11 protein-coding genes are annotated in these 13,431 nt (G+C 70.9%); 10 read left to right on the top strand and 1 reads right to left on the bottom strand.

All coding sequences use genetic code 11. The features are described from left to right. The first annotated feature begins 106 nt into the window (after positions 1-106). Genes FHX78_RS15675 through FHX78_RS15665 form a run of 3 tightly spaced genes read left to right on the top strand, consistent with a single transcriptional unit; the run spans position 107 to position 1,153 of the window. A complete protein-coding gene (locus FHX78_RS15675; protein WP_145868080.1) occupies positions 107-334 on the top strand; it encodes a DUF4244 domain-containing protein in 228 nt (75 codons plus the stop codon). After that, entirely contained in the window at positions 321-686 is a 366-nt protein-coding gene (locus FHX78_RS15670) for a TadE family type IV pilus minor pilin (protein WP_145868079.1), read from the top strand. Before FHX78_RS15675 ends, FHX78_RS15670 begins: the two co-directional genes overlap by 14 nt. 44 nt (positions 687-730) lie before the next feature. After that, on the top strand, positions 731-1,153 hold the full coding sequence (locus FHX78_RS15665; protein WP_145872000.1) for an Rv3654c family TadE-like protein: 423 nt from the start codon (positions 731-733) through the stop codon (positions 1,151-1,153). Here FHX78_RS15665 and FHX78_RS15660 read toward each other — a convergent pair. Beyond that, positions 1,150-3,678 (bottom strand): DEAD/DEAH box helicase, encoded by a 2,529-nt coding sequence (locus tag FHX78_RS15660; RefSeq protein WP_145868078.1) that lies wholly within the window; start codon positions 3,676-3,678, stop codon positions 1,150-1,152. The genes FHX78_RS15665 and FHX78_RS15660 overlap by 4 nt on opposite strands. Positions 3,679-3,757: 79 nt before the next feature. Between FHX78_RS15660 and bldG the strand changes: the two genes are divergently transcribed. The 7 genes from bldG to topA all read left to right on the top strand — a co-directional run bounded on the left by bldG (position 3,758) and on the right by topA (position 13,409). Further along, positions 3,758-4,099, top strand: coding sequence for an anti-sigma factor antagonist BldG (gene bldG, locus FHX78_RS15655; RefSeq protein ID WP_003991900.1), 342 nt, complete (start codon positions 3,758-3,760; stop codon positions 4,097-4,099). Between the two features lie 113 nt (positions 4,100-4,212). Continuing rightward, on the top strand, positions 4,213-4,650 hold the full coding sequence (locus FHX78_RS15650; RefSeq protein ID WP_145868077.1) for an ATP-binding protein: 438 nt from the start codon (positions 4,213-4,215) through the stop codon (positions 4,648-4,650). A gap of 424 nt (positions 4,651-5,074) precedes the next feature. Then, on the top strand, positions 5,075-7,480 hold the full coding sequence (locus tag FHX78_RS15645; RefSeq protein ID WP_145868076.1) for a sodium-translocating pyrophosphatase: 2,406 nt from the start codon (positions 5,075-5,077) through the stop codon (positions 7,478-7,480). Between the two features lie 195 nt (positions 7,481-7,675). Beyond that, entirely contained in the window at positions 7,676-8,266 is a 591-nt protein-coding gene (locus tag FHX78_RS15640) for a small secreted protein (RefSeq protein WP_145868075.1), read from the top strand. 48 nt (positions 8,267-8,314) lie between these two features. Further along, a complete protein-coding gene (locus FHX78_RS15635) occupies positions 8,315-9,844 on the top strand; it encodes a DUF7059 domain-containing protein (RefSeq protein ID WP_189908560.1) in 1,530 nt (509 codons plus the stop codon). A gap of 291 nt (positions 9,845-10,135) precedes the next feature. Continuing rightward, complete coding sequence (locus FHX78_RS15630; protein WP_145868073.1) at positions 10,136-10,333, top strand: hypothetical protein; 198 nt, start codon at positions 10,136-10,138, stop codon at positions 10,331-10,333. Positions 10,334-10,577: 244 nt separating this feature from the next. After that, positions 10,578-13,409: a type I DNA topoisomerase gene (gene topA / locus FHX78_RS15625; protein ID WP_145868072.1), complete on the top strand. Its 2,832-nt coding sequence runs from the start codon at positions 10,578-10,580 to the stop codon at positions 13,407-13,409. Positions 13,410-13,431 lie beyond the last annotated feature (22 nt).

Here is a 13,431-nt window from a genome sequence, read left to right as displayed (position 1 = left end):
CGGACGCAACTCAGGACGACACGCGGAACACGACACGGAACGAATCACAGAGCCCATGACAGAACGAGCGACAGAAGCAACAGGACGTCTTCTCACGGGGGTTGACATGTATCAGGTGGTGCGGGCGCGAGTGCGTGCCCTGATGCGCACGGTGCGCACGGCATGTGCGGCGCGTGCGGTACGGCGGGACACGGGAATGGTGACCTCGGAGTACGCGATGGGAATCGTCGCGGCGGTGGCGTTCTCCGTGGTGCTCTACAAGGTGGTCACCAGCGGGCCGGTCAGCACGGCGCTGCGGAACATCGTGCAGCAGGCACTCGATGGCCGGATGTGAGCGGCGCGCTGACCGGGGGTTCGTGACGGCGGAGTCGGCCATGGTGCTGCCCGTCCTGGTGATGTTCGCCACGGCGCTGGTCTGGGGCCTGCTGGTGGTGGCGGCGCAGATCCAGTGCGTGGACGCGGCGCGCACGGGCGCTCGCGCGGCGGCCCGGCAGGATCCGCCGGACGTGGTCGTCGAGGTGACCCGTGAGGTGGCGCCGCCCGGCGCGACGGTCACGGTGAGCCGGGAGGCCGAGCAGGTCCGGGTGGTCGTCGTGGCCAGGCCGCCGGTTCTGCACGGGCTGCCCTTCGAACTGAGGGAGGAGGCCGTCGCGGCGGCGGAGGAGTTCGTGGGGGAGGGGGCGTGAGAGGCGCGTCGCACAGGCGGCGGTTCGGGTCGGTGCCGGTGGCGCTGGGCGGCCGTGGGACCGGTGGCTGTCCGGACCGTGGGTCCGCGACCGTCTGGAGTGTCGGGGCGATCGCCGTGCTGTGTGTCGTCTTCGGCGTGGTCGCGGCCCTGGGGCACGCCGTGGCGGTCCGGCACCGGGCGGCCGGGGGCGCGGACCTGGCGGCGCTCGCGGCGGCGGACCACTGGACGCGGGGCGGCACGGAGGCCTGCGCGCGGGCGGACCGGGTGGCTCGCGCGCAGGGGACGAGGCTCGTGCGGTGCGTGATCACCGGCGAGGTGTCGGACGTGTCGGTGGCGTCGGGCCGGGGGCCGTTCACGGTGGAGGTCAGGGCACGGGCGGCGCCTGCCGGCCCGGCGGAACCCACGGCCCCGGATGCGGCGCCGGCCATGGGTTCGGGTCCCGGCCCAGCCTCAAGCGCAGGCTAGGCCCCCGGAGCAGGCCCGGGCGCCGCCCCGCCCCCTCCCGCAGACGGCTCAGCCTCCGCCGACCCCTCCAGCGCCTCCCCCGGCGCCCCCGCCAGCAGCACGGTGAGCAGCCGGACCGCGCCCCGCTTGTGCAGAGGGTCGTTGCCGTTGCCGCACTTGGGGGACTGGATGCAGGAGGGGCACCCGGCCTCGCACTCGCAGGAGGCGATGGCCTGACGGGTGGCGGTGAGCCAGGCGTGGGCGGTGTGGAAGGCGCGTTCCGCGAAGCCCGCGCCGCCGGGATGGCCGTCGTAGACGAAGACCGTGGGCAGCAGGGTGTCGGGGTGCAGGGGGATCGAGACGCCGCCGATGTCCCAGCGGTCGCAGGTCGCGAAGAGCGGCAGCATGCCGATCGACGCGTGCTCGGCGGCGTGCAGGGCGCCACCGAGGATCTCCGGGTTGATCCTGGCCCGGTCGAGCTGGTCCTCGGTGACCGTCCACCACACCGCGCGGGTGCGCAGCGTACGAGGAGGGAGGTCGAGTTTCGTCTCGCCGAGCACTTCGCCGGTGATGAGCCGCCGGCGCAGGAAGGAGACCACTTGGTTGGTGACCTCGACGGAGCCGTAGCACAGGCGGCCGTCGCCCCACGGGATCTCGGTGTCCGTCTCCAGCACGGTGATGGCCGTCGTGTCGCGGGCGACCGTGGTGTAGGTCGGGTTCGCCCGTTCGACCAGGGCGACGGAGTCCTCCAGGTCGAGGGAGCGGACGAGATAGGTGAGGCCCTGGTGCAGGTGGACCGCGCCCTCGTGGACGCTCGCGTGTGCCGCGCCCGCGTCGACCGTGCCCAGCAGCCGGCCCGTGCCGGTCTCGACGACCTGCACGGGCCGGCCGCCCCCACCGCGGATGCCGGTCAGGTCCGCGGCCCGTTCCCGGCGGGTCCAGTGCCAGGCCTTCGTCCGCCGCCGCAGCAGTTTCGCCGACTCCAGCTGCGGGAGCAGTTCCTCGGTGGCCGGGCCGAAGAGGTCCAGGTCCTCCTCGGTCAGGGGCAGTTCCTCGGCCGCCGCGCACAGGTGCGGGGCGAGCACGTAGGGGTTGTCGGGGTCGAGGACGGTGGACTCCACGGGCCGGTCGAAGAGGGCCTCGGGATGGTGGACGAGGAAGGTGTCCAAGGGGTCGTCGCGGGCGACCAGGACGGCGAGGGCGCCCTGCCCGGACCGTCCCGCGCGGCCGGCCTGCTGCCACAGGGAGGCCCGGGTGCCGGGATACCCGGCGATGACCACCGCGTCCAGGCCGGAGATGTCCACGCCGAGTTCGAGGGCGTTCGTCGCGGCGAGGCCGAGGAGTTCACCGGAGTGCAGGGCGCGTTCGAGGGCGCGGCGTTCCTCGGGGAGATAACCGCCCCGGTAGGCCGCGACCCGCCGGGCGAGCGAGCGGTCCACCTCGGCGAGGCGCTCCTGAGCGATCACGGAGATCAGTTCGGCGCCGCGCCGGGAGCGCACGAAGGTGATCGAGCGCATGCCCTGGACGGTGAGGTCGGTCAGCAGGTCGGCCGCCTCGGCGGTGGCCGTACGGCGGACGGGTGCGCCCTTTTCGCCGTGCAGCTCGGTCAGCGGCGGCTCCCACAGGGCGAACACCAGTTCACCGCGTGGTGAGGCGTCGTCGGCCACCTCCACCACCGGCAGTCCGGTGAGGCGGCCGGCGGCGACGGCGGGTTCGGCGGCGGTCGCGGACGCCAGCAGGAACACGGGCGAGGAGCCGTAGCGGGCGCACAGGCGCCGCAGCCGGCGCAGCACCTGGGCCACGTGCGAGCCGAACACGCCCCGGTAGGTGTGGCACTCGTCGATGACGACGTACTTCAGCGACTTCAGGAAGGAGGACCACCGGGCGTGGGAGGGCAGGATGCCGCGGTGCAGCATGTCCGGGTTGGTCAGGACGTAGTTGCCGTACTGGCGGATCCACTCGCGTTCCTCGAACGGAGTGTCGCCGTCGTAGGCCGCCGCGCGCACCGAATGGCCCAGTGTTTGTGAAAGTTCCTTCACCGACCGGCACTGGTCGGCTGCGAGGGCCTTGGTGGGGGCGAGGTAGAGGGCGGTCGCGCCGCGGCCGTTCGGGGCCTCCGCGCCGTCCAGGAGCGTGGACAGGACCGGTGCGAGGTACGCCAGGGACTTCCCGGACGCGGTGCCGGTGGCGATCACGACGGACTCGCCGTCCAGGGCGTGCTCGGCGGCGCGTGCCTGGTGGACCCAGGGGTGGTCGATGCCCGCGGCCCGCACGGCGGCGACGACCTCCGTGCGGATCCGGTCCGGCCAGACGGCATGGCGACCCGCACGCGGGGGCAAGTGCTCCGTATGAGTGACGCGCGCAGCCCGGCTCGGCCCGGACGCGAGCCGGTCCAGGACCGTGCCCGGCGAGGGCCTGGACGGGGTGTCCGTCGAGGGTCGATCGGATCGGTGATTCTTGGCCATCGGCACCGAGTGTGTCACTGGCGTGACGGACAATGGGGCCAAGGCGTCGTGCACGCCTGCCGGTAAGTGATTGAATGCCATCGCGGCTGGCGAACCGTCCAGGGGGCTTGGCCGAGATGCCCCAAGGGCGACCGCTCGATAGCTAGGTGCTGGAGGATCCGTGGACCTGTCCCTGTCGACCGAGACCATGGGCGATCGCACGATCGTCAGGGTCGGTGGCGAAATCGACGTATATACCGCGCCCAAGCTGCGCGAGCAGCTGGTCGAGCTGGTGAACGACGGCAGTTTCCACCTTGTCGTCGACATGGAGGGTGTGGACTTCCTCGACTCCACCGGACTCGGCGTGCTGGTCGGCGGCCTGAAGCGCGTCCGGGCCCATGAGGGCTCGCTGCGCCTGGTCTGCAACCAGGAGCGCATTCTCAAGATTTTCCGCATTACCGGCCTCACCAAGGTGTTCCCGATCCACACCTCGGTCGAGGAAGCGGTGGCGGCCACCGACTGACCACCCCGGTCCCGGGCGGTCGCGCCCGGGCGGCAGAAGTGAAACCAGGAGGCGGGCCGGGCGTTCGGCGGCCCGGCCTCTCCACAGCACGCCCGTAGTTGCGAGGGGGATGCATGGCCACCGTTGAACTCCGCTTCAGCGCGCTGCCCGAGCATGTCAGGACCGCCCGTCTCGTGGCGGCGGCGGTTGCGCGCAGGGCCGGAGTGGACGAGGCCGTCCTCGACGAGGTCAGGCTCGCCGTCGGCGAGGCGTGCTCCCGAGCCGTGGGACTGCATCAGAACGGCGGCATCTCGGCACCCGTGAAGGTGCTGCTGATCGAGGAGGAGAAGCAGTTCTCCATCGAGGTCGGCGACGAGGCGCCCCATGCGGCCCCTGGTGAGCGGGCGCCCGGAGACGGGCCCGGCGACGCCGACGGGGAGACCGAGGAGGACGAGATGGGCCTCGCGGTCATCAGCGGCCTCGTCGACGACGTCGAGGTCAGCGCGGGGGAGCACGGCGGGTCGATCCGCATGAGGTGGCCGACCGCGCCGCCGGCCACGCTCATCGCCTGACTTGCCTCACTCGGCCGACTCGCTGGCTCGGCTGACTCGGCCGGCTCGCTGACTCGGCCGGCTCGCTGACTCGCCGGGATCGGCCGGCTCGCCTGAATCGCTGACCCGGTTCACCCGGACGGCGACTGTTCTTCCCGAAGGGCCCCCTCGTGGGGCCCTTCGTCATGTGCGGGTATCGGTCACCGCGCTTACAGTGGTCTCGTGCGGTTGATCGCGTGAATTCCTTCACGATCGATCGGCCCTGAAAATGCGATCACGTGAATGCTCCAAAAGCATTACCGATTTCGAGTCGTCGGTTGCCCGGCGATCATTCGAGAAGAGTGGTTGCCAGCCATTCATAATTCACGCGCTCTGTTTTGATCAGGTTCCGGTACCTACAATCCCGTCCACATCTTGAGCTCAGCCCAAGCGTCAAGGAGGACGAATGGCGGGGCTTTCCATCTCACATGAGTCGGGCCAACCCACATCCCTCGCAGCCGCCGTGCTGACCGACGACAACCGCCTGCTCGTGGTGGTCATCGGCGTCGTGGCGCTGGCGGCGCTGGTGGTCGCGGGAGTCCTGGTGCGCCAGGTCCTCGCGGCCGGCGAGGGCACTGACAGCATGAAGAAGATCGCCGCGGCGGTCCAGGAGGGCGCGAACGCCTATCTGGCCCGCCAGCTGCGCACCCTCGGCGTATTCGCCGTGATCGTGTTCTTCCTGCTCATGCTGCTGCCCGCGGACGACTGGAATCAGCGTGCCGGACGGTCGGTGTTCTTCTTGATCGGAGCGGCGTTCTCGGCGGCCACCGGCTATATCGGCATGTGGCTCGCCGTGCGCAGCAATGTGCGGGTCGCGGCGGCGGCGCGCGAAGCCACCCCGGCCGCGGGCGAACCGGAAAAGGATCTCACCGCGGTCTCGCACAAAGCGATGAAGATCGCTTTCCGTACGGGCGGTGTGGTCGGCATGTTCACCGTGGGCCTCGGTCTGCTCGGCGCCTCCTGCGTGGTGCTGGTGTACGCGGCGGACGCGCCGAAGGTGCTCGAGGGGTTCGGTCTCGGGGCCGCGCTGATCGCGATGTTCATGCGGGTCGGCGGCGGCATCTTCACCAAGGCCGCCGACGTCGGCGCCGACCTGGTCGGCAAGGTCGAGCACGGCATTCCGGAGGACGATCCGCGCAATGCCGCGACCATCGCCGACAACGTGGGCGACAACGTCGGCGACTGCGCGGGCATGGCGGCCGACCTCTTCGAGTCGTACGCCGTGACCCTGGTGGCCGCGCTGATCCTCGGCTCGGCGGCGTTCGGCGACGCGGGGCTGGCGTTCCCGCTGCTGGTGCCCGCGATCGGTGTCCTCACCGCGATGATCGGCATCTTCGCGGTGGCCCCGAGGCGGGCCGACCGCAGCGGCATGAGCGCGATCAACCGGGGGTTCTTCGTCTCCGCAGTGATCTCGCTCGTGCTGGTGGCGATCGCGGTGTTCGTCTACCTGCCGTCGTCCTACGCCGACCTCGACGGCGTCACCGACGCGGCGATCCAGGGCAGGGACGGCGACCCGCGGATCCTCGCGCTCGTCGCCGTGGCCATCGGCATCGTGCTGGCCGCCCTGATCCAGCAGCTCACCGGCTACTTCACCGAGACCACCCGGCGCCCCGTGCGGGACATCGGCAAGACCTCGCTGACGGGTCCGGCCACCGTCGTCCTCGCCGGCATCTCGATCGGGCTCGAATCCGCGGTCTACACCGCCCTGTTGATCGGGCTCGGCGTGTACGGTGCGTTCCTGCTCGGCGGTACGTCGATCATGCTGGCGCTGTTCGCGGTGGCGCTGGCGGGCACCGGACTGCTCACCACGGTCGGCGTGATCGTCGCCATGGACACCTTCGGCCCGGTCTCCGACAACGCCCAGGGCATCGCCGAGATGTCCGGTGACGTCCAGGGCGCGGGCGCCCAGGTGCTCACCAACCTGGACGCGGTCGGCAACACCACCAAGGCCATCACCAAGGGCATCGCCATCGCCACGGCCGTCCTGGCGGCGGCGGCGCTGTTCGGCTCGTACCGGGACGCCATCACCACCGGCGCGCGGGACGTGGGCGAGAAGCTCAGCGGTGAGGGCGCGCCGATGAGCCTGATGATGGACATCTCCCAGCCGAACAACCTCGTCGGTCTGGTCGCGGGCGCGGCGGTCGTCTTCCTCTTCTCGGGGCTGGCGATCAACGCGGTGTCGCGGTCGGCGGGTTCCGTGGTGTTCGAGGTGCGGCGGCAGTTCCGCGAGAAGCCCGGGATCATGGACTACAGCGAGAAACCGGAGTACGGCAAGGTCGTCGACATCTGCACCAAGGACGCCCTGCGGGAGCTCGCCACACCGGGACTGCTCGCCGTGATGGCGCCCATCTTCATCGGGTTCACGCTCGGCGTCGGCGCCCTGGGCGCCTTCCTGGCGGGCGCGATCGGCGCGGGCACGCTGATGGCGGTCTTCCTCGCCAACTCCGGCGGAGCGTGGGACAACGCGAAGAAGCTCGTCGAGGACGGTCATCACGGCGGGAAGGGCAGCGAGGCCCATGCGGCGACCGTCATCGGCGACACCGTCGGCGACCCCTTCAAGGACACCGCCGGACCCGCGATCAACCCCCTGCTGAAGGTGATGAACCTGGTGGCGCTGCTCATCGCGCCCGCGGTCATCAAGTTCTCCTACGGCGCGGACGAGAGCGTCGGGATGCGGGTGCTCATCGCGGTCCTGGCGCTGGTCGTGATCGTCGGCGCGGTGTACGTGTCCAAGCGGCGCGGCATCGCCGTGGGCGACGAGGACGACGCCGAGCCGGAGCCCAAGTCGGCCGACCCGGCGGTGGTTTCCTAGGGAGGGGCAGCGGACGCCGGATCAAGGTGCGGGCGGGCGGCGTGTGTTGACGCGCCGCCCGCCCTTTCTCTGCCCGCGAAATCCCTGGCCGTGAGCCTTGTCTCCCTTGGTGCAAATGGCTTTAAAAAGTGTCTTAACGGACGTTCGACGGGTGGGTGTAGTCCATCCGGCGTGTATGTTCCGGGGCCGAGAGCCATGGAAGGGACCAATCCGGTGAACAAGAAGCTCGCGGCCGCACTGTCCGGCGGTGCGGTACTGGTACTGGCGCTGACGGGATGCGGCGGCGACGACTCCAACGAAAAGCTCGACGCCTGGGCGAAGCAGGTCTGCGACGCGGTGCAGCCGCAGGCCGCGAAGATCAGATCGGCCAACGCCGCGATCCAGAAGGAGACCTCGGACAACAGCACGCCGGAAGAGGTCCAGAAGGCCGACTCGAAGGCCTTCCAGGACATGTCCGACGCCTACAGGGCGATCGGTGCCGCCGTGACCAAGGCCGGGGCCCCGGACGTCGAGAACGGCGAGAAGAAGCAGACGGACGCGGTCAAGGAGCTCAACGGCATCTCCGCCTCCTACGCCTCGCTGAAGAAGCAGGTCGACGGCCTCGACACCGACGACCAGGCGAAGTTCGCCGACGGCCTCAAGGACATCGCCTCCGAGCTGGACAAGCTGAGCAAGAGCGGCAACGACGCCCTCAGCGCGCTGGAGGAGGGTGAGGTCGGCGAGGCGATGTCCCGGCAGTCCAGCTGCCAGACGGCCACCGCGACGGCGCAGGCCACCAAGAGCTGACGCCGCGACAGCGGCCGCGGGACGCGCAGGCCGGGGGCGGCGGCCACAATGGAGGGCGTGAGTGACGCCAGCCTGCCGCCCCTGCCCTCGTCCGACCGTCCCGAAGCCGCCGCCCGGCTACGGGACGCGCTGCTCGGAGCCTCCTTCACCGCCGACGGACTGCTCGAACTGCTCGGCGCTCCCGCGTACGCGGCCCTGGCCCGCAGCGAGACCGTGCCCGCCCTGCGGGTGACCCGCGGGGACACGCCGCTGGAGCTGCTGGTGCGGCTGTTCCTGCTGCAGCAGCCCGTCGCGCACGCGCGCGCCGCGGAGGTCCTGCCCGTCGACGTCTGCCTGGAGAGCGGGTGGCTGGCGCGCGCGGGCGCGGACCAGCTCACCGCGACCGTGGACGTACGGCCGTACGGCGGGCCGGCCGGCGAGGACTGGTTCATCGTGTCCGACCTCGGGTGCGCGGTCGGAGGCGCCGGGGGCATCGGCAGCCGGGCCGAGGGCGTCGTGCTCGGCGTCGGCGGGGCGTCCACCACCCTGGCCGGCATCACCGTCCGTACGCCCGTGGCCTCCGCGCTCGACCTCGGCACCGGTTCCGGCATCCAGGCGCTGCACGCCGCCCGGCACGCCACCCGCGTGACGGCCACCGACGTCAACCCGCGCGCGCTGCACATCACCGCGCTGACCCTGGCGCTCTCCGGAGTTCCGGCCGCCGACCTGCGCGAGGGGTCGCTCTTCACGCCGGTCCGGGACGACGAGACGTACGACCTGATCGTGTCCAACCCGCCGTTCGTGATCTCGCCGGGGGCGCGGCTCACCTACCGCGACGGCGGGATGGGCGGGGACGATCTGTGCCGGGTGCTCGTTCAGGAAACGGGGGAACGGCTGAACGAGGGCGGGTTCGCGCAGTTCCTCGCCAACTGGCAGCACGTCGAAGGGGAGGACTGGCAGGACAGACTCCGGTCGTGGGTGCCCCGCGGGTGCGACGCGTGGATCGTGCAGCGCGAGGTGCAGGACATCACCCAGTACGCCGAGCTGTGGCTGCGGGACGCGGGCGACCACCGCGGGGACCCGGCCGAGTACCGGGCGCGCTACGACGCGTGGCTGGACGAGTTCGAGGCGCGCAAGGTGCGGGCGGTCGGCTTCGGCTGGATCACCCTGCGCAGGTCCGGCTCCGCCGTGCCCTCGGTCACGGTGGAGGAATGGCCGCACCCGGTCGAGCAGCCGCTCGGCGAGACGGTCAGGGCGCACTTCGAGCGGCTCGACTACCTGCGGGCGCACGACGACGCGGCGCTGCTGGAGGCGCACTTCCGGCTGGCCGACGAGGTCGTGCAGGAACAGGTCGGGCTGCCCGGTGCCGAGGATCCCGAGCACGTCGTGCTGCGCCAGAACCGGGGGATGCGCCGGGCCACCAAGGTGGACACGATCGGCGCGGGCTTCGCGGGCGTGTGCGACGGCACGATGAGCGCGGGTCGGATCCTGGACGCCATCGCCCAGCTCCTGGGCGAGGACCCGGTGCTGCTGCGCGACCGTTCGCCGGCCCAGATCCGGCTGCTGGTGGAACAGGGGTTCCTCGAGCCGGCCGGCTGAGATGCGCTGAGGTGAGGAGCGCGGGGCGGTGGCGGGCGGTGACGGTCCCACGGGCCACATCGCTGTCGTGGGCCGCACCTTTCCCACCGGACACGGGCCGCCGCCCGGCGTTTTCCCCTCGTTTCGGAATCTCCTCCGAGGAAATTCCGAAGGGTCGCGGGCGGTCTTCCGGACCGCTCGCCCCGGTCCCGCGGCCCCCGAGTTCACCTCCGGTTCGCCCGCCCGCCGTCCGGGCGTGGCAGGGTCTCCCCGCACCGGTACCAGCGAGGGGAAAGAGAGGGCCGGCGGATCATGGAGAGTGGACCGGCGATCTTCGCGGGGACGGTGTTCTGCCTGTTCGGAGCGGGGTTGCTGGCCTGGACCGTGACCCGCGCCCGCGGGCACCGGCCGGTCGCCCAGGGTGTGAGCCCCGTCGCATCGGCCACCGTCGCGGGACTCGTCGCGGTGATCTCCCTGGCCCTCGGCGCGTGGTGCTTCACCCGCCTGTGAGGAGCGGCGCGGCACAGCCGCTCCCAGTAACCGGTAGATCGCCCTCCGGATAAGGGCGGGCCGAGTCTGGACACTCCGGGCGGCAGGAACGGTGGTAGTCGGGTTACCGTTCGAGTGGCCGTTGCGGGCTTTTCCCGTTTGACACGGGGGCGGGATGTACCGTCACACTCCGCAGCGTCACCATGACCCGACCCCGGGGGACCGCCTGGGGAGGCCCCAGCGTCGACCGGAGAGAAGAGCGAAGTTGTCCCCGACCAGCGAGACCGCGAAGGGCGGCCGCCGACTCGTCATCGTCGAGTCGCCTGCCAAGGCGAAGACGATCAAGGGCTATCTCGGCCCTGGCTACATCGTCGAGGCGAGCGTCGGGCACATTCGCGACCTTCCCAACGGCGCCGCGGAAGTGCCCGAGAAGTACACCGGCGAAGTCCGTCGCCTCGGTGTGGACGTCGACCATGACTTCCAGCCGATCTACGTGGTCAACGCGGACAAGCGGGCCCAGGTCAAGAAGCTCAAGGACCTGCTGAAGGAGTCCGACGAACTCTTCCTCGCCACCGATGAGGACCGCGAGGGCGAGGCCATCGCCTGGCACCTGCAGGAAGTGCTCAAGCCGAAGATCCCGGTCAAGCGGATGGTCTTCCACGAGATCACCAAGGACGCGATCCGCGCGGCCGTGGCCAACCCGCGCGAGCTCAACCAGAAGCTGGTCGATGCCCAGGAGACCCGCCGCATCCTCGACCGCCTCTACGGCTACGAGGTCTCGCCGGTCCTGTGGAAGAAGGTCATGCCCCGGCTGTCCGCCGGTCGCGTCCAGTCCGTCGCCACCAGGCTGGTGGTGGAGCGGGAACGCGAGCGCATGGCTTTCCGTTCTGCTGAGTACTGGGACCTGACGGGCACCTTTGCGACCGGCCGCGCGGGGGACGCCTCCGACCCGTCCTCGCTGGTCGCCCGCCTGCAGACCGTCGACGGCAGGCGGGTCGCGCAGGGCCGCGACTTCGACTCCCTGGGACAGCTGAAGAGCGCGAACACCCTCCACCTCGACGAGGCGAACGCCCGCGCGCTCGCCGCCGCCCTGGAGAGCACGCGGTTCGCCGTGCGCTCCGTCGAGTCCAAGCCGTACCGCCGCTCGCCGTACGCCCCGTTCCGTACGACGACGCTGCAGCAGGAGGCGAGCCGCAAGCTCGGCTTCGGCGCGAAGGCCACCATGCAGATCGCGCAGAAGCTGTACGAGAACGGCTACATCACCTACATGCGTACGGACTCGACGACGCTGAGCGAGACGGCGGTCACCGCCGCCCGCGCCCAGGTCACGCAGCTGTACGGCGCCGACTACCTCCCGCCGCAGCCGCGCACCTACGCGGGCAAGGTCAAGAACGCGCAGGAGGCGCACGAGGCGATCCGCCCCTCGGGCGACCGTTTCCGCACGCCCGCCGAGACCGGCCTGGCCGGCGACCAGTTCCGGCTCTACGAGCTGATCTGGAAGCGGACCGTCGCCTCGCAGATGAAGGACGCCACCGGTAACTCCGTCACCGTGAAGATCGGTGGCACGGCGTCCGACGGACGGGACGTCGAGTTCAGCGCGTCCGGCAAGACGATCACCTTCCACGGCTTCTTGAAGGCCTACGTCGAGGGCGCCGACGACCCGAACGCCGAGCTCGACGACCGCGAGCGCCGGCTGCCGCAGGTCGGCGAGGGCGACGCGCTGACCGCCGAGGAGATCACGGTCGACGGGCACGCCACCAAGCCCCCGGCCCGCTACACCGAGGCGTCGCTGGTCAAGGAGCTGGAGGAGCGGGAGATCGGCCGCCCGTCGACGTACGCGTCGATCATCGGCACGATCCTCGACCGCGGCTACGTGTTCAAGAAGGGCACGGCCCTGGTGCCGTCCTTCCTCTCCTTCGCCGTGGTCAACCTGCTGGAGAAGCACTTCGGCCGGCTCGTCGACTACGACTTCACGGCCCGGATGGAGGACGACCTCGACCGTATCGCGCGCGGCGAGGCGCGTGCCGTGCCGTGGCTGAAGCGGTTCTACTTCGGCGAGGGCACCAGCAACGGTGACGCGGCCGACGCGGGCAACGGTGACGGGGACCACCTCGGCGGCCTCAAGGAGCTCGTGACCGACCTGGGCGCGATCGACGCGCGCGAAGTGTCGTCGTTCCCGGTGGGCAACGACATCGTGCTGCGGGTCGGGCGCTACGGCCCGTACATCGAGCGCGGCGAGAAGGACACCGAGCAGCACCAGCGCGCCGACATCCCGGACGACCTGGCACCCGACGAGCTGACCGTCGAGCTGGCCGAGGAACTGCTCGCCAAGCCGAGCGGCGACTTCGAGCTGGGGACCGACCCGGTGACCGGCCACGCGATCGTCGCCAAGGACGGCCGCTACGGCCCGTACGTCACGGAGATCCTGCCCGAGGGCACCCCGAAGACCGGCAAGAACGCGGTCAAGCCGCGCACGGCCTCCCTCTTCAAGTCGATGGCCCTGGACACCGTCACCCTCGACGACGCGCTGAAGCTGATGTCGCTCCCGCGCGTCGTCGGCACCGACGCCGAGGGCCAGGAGATCACCGCGCAGAACGGCCGCTACGGGCCGTATCTGAAGAAGGGCACCGACTCGCGGTCGCTGCAGTCCGAGGAGCAGCTCTTCACGATCACGCTGGAGGAGGCGCTGGCGATCTACGCCCAGCCCAAGCAGCGCGGTCGTGCGGCGGCCAAGCCGCCGCTGAAGGAGCTGGGCACGGACCCGGTGAGCGAGAAGCCCGTCGTGGTGAAGGACGGGCGCTTCGGCCCGTACGTCACCGACGGCGAGACCAACGCGACCCTGCGCTCCGGCGACAGCGTCGAGACGATCACGCCGGAGCGCGGGTACGAGCTGCTCGCCGAGAAGCGGGCGAAGGGTCCGGCCAAGAAGACCGCGAAGAAGGCCCCGGCCAAGAAGACGGCGGCCAAGAAGGCGCCGGCGAAGAAGGCGACGGCGGCCAAGAAGACCGCGGCGAAGAAGACCACGGCCACGAAGAAGACGACGGCGGCGAAGACCACCGCCAAGAAGGCGACCGCCTCGAACGCGGCGGAGGACTGAGCCTCCGGCGACCTCCGTCGCC

Origin of the sequence: Streptomyces capillispiralis, assembly GCF_007829875.1 — a bacterium.
GTDB classification, from domain to species: Bacteria; Actinomycetota; Actinomycetes; order Streptomycetales; family Streptomycetaceae; genus Streptomyces; species Streptomyces capillispiralis.
The sequence above is the reverse complement of the archived record's forward strand: the minus strand, read 5'-3'. Positions and strand labels throughout refer to the sequence as shown.

What these genes read in the sequence shown, in the direction of transcription:
- FHX78_RS15670 (WP_145868079.1), top strand. Translation starts at nt 321, where the DNA reads ATGGCCGGATGTGAGCGGCGCGCTGACCGGGGGTTCGTGACGGCGGAG.
- FHX78_RS15630 (WP_145868073.1), top strand. Translation starts at nt 10,136, where the DNA reads ATGGAGAGTGGACCGGCGATCTTCGCGGGGACGGTGTTCTGCCTGTTC.
- FHX78_RS15660 (WP_145868078.1), bottom strand. Translation starts at nt 3,678, where the DNA reads ATGGCATTCAATCACTTACCGGCAGGCGTGCACGACGCCTTGGCCCCA.
- FHX78_RS15675 (WP_145868080.1), top strand. Translation starts at nt 107, where the DNA reads ATGTATCAGGTGGTGCGGGCGCGAGTGCGTGCCCTGATGCGCACGGTG.
- FHX78_RS15645 (WP_145868076.1), top strand. Translation starts at nt 5,075, where the DNA reads ATGGCGGGGCTTTCCATCTCACATGAGTCGGGCCAACCCACATCCCTC.
- FHX78_RS15635 (WP_189908560.1), top strand. Translation starts at nt 8,315, where the DNA reads ATGGAGGGCGTGAGTGACGCCAGCCTGCCGCCCCTGCCCTCGTCCGAC.
- FHX78_RS15650 (WP_145868077.1), top strand. Translation starts at nt 4,213, where the DNA reads ATGGCCACCGTTGAACTCCGCTTCAGCGCGCTGCCCGAGCATGTCAGG.
- FHX78_RS15640 (WP_145868075.1), top strand. Translation starts at nt 7,676, where the DNA reads ATGGAAGGGACCAATCCGGTGAACAAGAAGCTCGCGGCCGCACTGTCC.